Here is a 4,101-nt window from a genome sequence, read left to right as displayed (position 1 = left end):
GGCGGGGGCGACGGCGGTGGTCGCGCTCGACCCGCTGGGGCGCGGGCTCGGTCCGGACGTGCCGGAGGGGGCGCTGGACTACCTGTCCGAGGCGCGGGTGTGCGGGGACGAGTTCTCCCCGCTGTCGCCGGTGGATCCGTCCACCCCCGCGCTGGCCGGGGTGGGCGTGGACGACGTGCTCGCCCGCGCCCGCGAACGCGCCACCGCGCTCGGCATCGGCGCGGGCGACCGGGTGCTGTGCACGCGGGAGTGGACCCTGCCGGACGGGATGATCGACGCATTCCTCGCCCCGCTCTCGGCGGGGGCGCACCTCGTCCAGGTCACCCACACCGACGCGGAGGCGCTGACCCGTCACCGGGACACCGAGCGCACGACGGTCGAGCTGACCTGAGCCCGGCGGCCCGGGCCGCGGGTCGTCGTGCGCGGTGCACAACGCGGTGGGCCGGATGTCGTTCCGGGCGCACGGGGACCGGACCACTGTCCCCCGGAAGGCTTGTGTCCGCTTCCCCGCGTTGCCTACTGTCGGGTGATGTCGCGCACACCGAACACGCGTCCTCCCGGCCTCCCCACGTCGTTGACCTACCCCGAGGTCCCGGTCGGTTCCCTGCTCGCCGGTGCCGCCGCGCGCTACGGCGACCGGACGGCATTCACCCACCACGGCGACAGCCTCAGCTTCACCGGGCTGTGGCAGTCGGCGTGCCGGTTCGCCAACGCACTGCGCGAGCACGGAGTCGGCACCGGCGACACCGTCGCCCTGCACCTGCCGAACTGCCTCGCCTTCCCGGTGGCCTACTACGGCACGCTGCTGGCCGGGGCGGTGTTCAGCCCGGCGAGCCCGCTGCTGCCCCGGGACGCGCTGCACGACCAGCTCACCGACTGCGCGGCGCGGGTCGTGGTGACCTACGGCCCGGTCGCGTCGGCCCTGGACGGTCTGGACGTGGACACGGTGCTCGTGGTGGCCCCGACCGAGGACAGCCACACCGACTTCGCGGGCTTTCACGCCCACGCCTCGCCCGAGCCGCCGGACGTGGTGATCGACCCGGGCACCGACCTCGCCCACCTCGGGTACACGGGCGGGACCACCGGGCGGTCGAAGGGCGTGCGGTTGACCCACCGCAACGTCGTCGTCAACGCGATCCAGTACGCCTGCTGGGGGTCGGGGTCGGTCCCCACCTTCGACGACCACGGCAACCCGACGGTCGAGCAGATCGGCAGCCGCGAGGAGTGGACCTCGGAACTCGGGACCGGGGTCAGCATCAACCTCACCCCGTGGTTCCACGCCATGGGTATCGGCGGTCTGAACATCGGCGTCGTCACCGGCGGCAGCGTCACCGTGCACGACCGGTTCGACCCGCAGGCGTACGTGGCCGACGCCGAGCGACTGGGGATCACCACGATGAGCGGGGCGCCCGCGCTGTTCGCCGCGCTGCTGGCCTGCGAGGAGTTCCACACCGCCGATCTGTCCTCGGTGCGCGGGATCACCTCGGGCGCGGCGCCGATGCCGCACGAGCAGGCACGGGCGCTGCGGAAGCGGTTCCCGGACGCCGTCATCAGCGAGGGGTACGGACTCACCGAGGTCACCATGGGGGCGACCCTGGCGCCGACCTGGGAGTCCGGCACCCGCAAGGTCGGCACCGTGGGTGTGCCCCTCTTCGACACCGAGGTCAAGCTCGTGCCCGTGGAGGGGGGCGAGGAGGAACTGCCGCCGAACACCGAGGGCGAGGTGTGCCTGCGTGGCCCGCAGGTGATGCAGGGCTACCACAACCGCCCCGACGAGACCGCCGAGGTCCTCGTGGACGGCTGGCTGCACACCGGCGACATCGGCGTGCTCGACGACGACGGCGTGCTGTCCATCGTCGACCGCAAGAAGGACATGCTGATCTACAAGGGCTACAACGTCTACCCGCGCGAGCTGGAGGAACTGCTCGTCGAGCTGCCCGAGGTCGCCTCGGCCGCGGTGGTCGGCAGGCGCTCGCCCGAGGCGGGCGAACTGCCCGTCGCGTTCGCGGTCCTCGCCCCCGGGCACGGCGACACGACGGCCGAATCGGTGCAGGACGCGGTCAACGCCCGGGTGGCCCCGTACAAACGCCTCCGCGAGGTCCACCTCGTCGACGCCATCCCCGTCTCCGCCGCCGGCAAGATCCTCAAACGCGAACTCCGCGACCGCCTGTCCTGACCCGGCGCCCACCCCCGCCGTTGTGCCGTGAAGGGCACTTTCCCTGCGTCCGGCGCAGCGAGGGGCACATTCACTGCGTGTGACGCAGTGAATGTGCCCTTCACGCTCAACCCAGGTCGGCGCGGAGGGTGGCGTCCTTGTCCAGGACGAGTTGTTCCAGGTCGGACTGGTAGGACTCCATGCGGGTGCGGAGGGTGGCGTCGCTCGCGGCGAGCATGCGCACCGCGAGCAGGCCCGCGTTGCGCGCACCGCCCACGGACACCGTCGCCACCGGGACCCCGGCGGGCATCTGCACGATGGACAGCAGCGAGTCGAGCCCGTCGAGGTGCTTCAGCGGCACGGGCACGCCGATCACCGGCAGGGGCGTCGCCGCCGCGACCATGCCCGGCAGGTGGGCCGCACCCCCGGCGCCCGCGATGACGACCTTCAGGCCGCGTCCGGCGGCGGAGGCGGCGTAGTCCAGCATCCGTCGCGGGGTGCGGTGCGCCGAGTACACCCCGACCTCGTAGGGCACGTCGAACTCGTCCAGCGCCTGCCCCGCGGCCTCCAGGACCGGCCAGTCCGAGTCGCTGCCCATGATGACGCCGACCGTGGCGGTACTCACTTCGTCCGTCGCTCCCCGTCCTCGCTCAGTGGATCTCGTAACCGTCCGGCCACTCGGCGTGGGACAGCCAGTGTGCCGCCAGCCGTGCCCGCTCCCGTTGCCCGTCGGTGAGCTCGCCCAGCAGGTTGACGTGCCCGAGCTTGCGGCCCGGCCGCTCCGCCTTGCCGTAGAGGTGCACCCGCACGTCCGGGAAGCGGGCGAACAGGTGGTGCAGCCGTTCGTCGACCGACATCGACGGCGTCTCCGGGGCACCGAGCACGTTCGCCATGACGGTCGGCGCCAGCGGGTCCGTGCTCCCCAGCGGGTAGTCCAGCACCGCGCGCAGATGCTGCTCGAACTGCGAGGTGCGGGACCCGTCCATCGTCCAGTGCCCCGAGTTGTGCGGGCGCATGGCCAGTTCGTTGACCAGCACGCCGTCGTCGGTCTCGAACAGCTCCACCGCGAGCACCCCGACGACGTCGAGCTCCTCGGCGATGCGCAACGCGAGGTCCTGGGCCTGCTGGGTGCGGGCCTCGTCCAGGTCGGGGGCGGGCGCGAGCACCTCGGTGTTGATGCCGTCCGACTGCACGGTCTCCACCACCGGCCACGCCGCGCCCTGGCCGAACGGCGAACGCGCCACCAGCGCGGACAGCTCCCGCCGCATCGGCACCTTCGCCTCGACGAGCAACGGGGTCCCGGCGTCGAGCAGCTCCGGCACCAGCGCCCGCGCCTCGTCCGCCGAGTGCACCATCCACACCCCGCGCCCGTCGTAGCCGCCGCTGGCCGCCTTGAGCACCACCGGCCACGACCGCGCCCGCCCGAAGTCGACCACGTCGTCGGTCGACGACACCGCGGCGAACGGCGGCCCCGGGATGCCGTGTCCGGCGAGCCGCTCCCGCATCCGCAGCTTGTCCTGTGCGAACGCGAGCGCCGACGGGCCGGGACGCAGCACGACCTTCTCGTCGGCCAGCGTCCGCAGCAGGTGCTGCGGCACGTGTTCGTGGTCGAACGTGAGCACGTCGACGCCCCGCGCGAAGGAGCGCAGTGCCTCCGGGTCGGTGTGGTGGCCGTAGGCCACCTCGCCCGCGACGAGGCCCGCCGATTCCCCCTCGGTCACGGCGAGCACGCGCAGGGACTGGCCGAGTGAGATCGCCGCCTGGTGGGTCATCCGGGCGAGCTGGCCGCCGCCCACCATCCCCACGACGGGAAGTCCGGTTCGGGAGTCCATGGTCGGTCCAGATTACGGGGCCGCCGCGGCCCGCTCAGCGCCGCCCCGCCGCCCGTGTGTGCCGCGCCTCCCCGGACGTTCCCGGCCCGTCCGCGTCGGCGTCCGCGTCCCGTC

4 protein-coding genes are annotated in these 4,101 nt (G+C 73.1%); 2 read left to right on the top strand and 2 right to left on the bottom strand.

Features of this window, described 5'->3' with window-relative positions:
• A partial coding sequence (locus ACTIR_RS21580; RefSeq protein ID WP_267879478.1) for a TIGR03089 family protein occupies positions 1-391 on the top strand: 391 nt, incomplete at its 5' end.
• Positions 392-529: 138 nt separating this feature from the next.
• Complete coding sequence (locus ACTIR_RS0103815; RefSeq protein ID WP_026453276.1) at positions 530-2,176, top strand: class I adenylate-forming enzyme family protein; 1,647 nt, start codon at positions 530-532, stop codon at positions 2,174-2,176.
• Between the two features lie 106 nt (positions 2,177-2,282).
• On the opposite strand, the gene purE is transcribed toward ACTIR_RS0103815, so the two are convergent.
• Positions 2,283-2,780, bottom strand: coding sequence for a 5-(carboxyamino)imidazole ribonucleotide mutase (gene purE, locus ACTIR_RS0103810; RefSeq protein WP_026453275.1), 498 nt, complete (start codon positions 2,778-2,780; stop codon positions 2,283-2,285).
• 25 nt (positions 2,781-2,805) lie between these two features.
• Positions 2,806-3,987 carry a 5-(carboxyamino)imidazole ribonucleotide synthase gene (locus ACTIR_RS0103805; protein ID WP_026453274.1) on the bottom strand — a complete coding sequence of 394 codons (1,182 nt, stop codon included), beginning with the start codon at positions 3,985-3,987 and terminating at the stop codon, positions 2,806-2,808.
• Positions 3,988-4,101 lie beyond the last annotated feature (114 nt).

The sequence above is a fragment of the Saccharomonospora iraqiensis subsp. iraqiensis genome (genome assembly GCF_000430445.1).
GTDB lineage: Bacteria > Actinomycetota > Actinomycetes > Mycobacteriales > Pseudonocardiaceae > Saccharomonospora > Saccharomonospora iraqiensis.
Note: the sequence above shows the minus strand (reverse complement) of the source record. Positions and strands in the feature narration are given on the sequence as shown.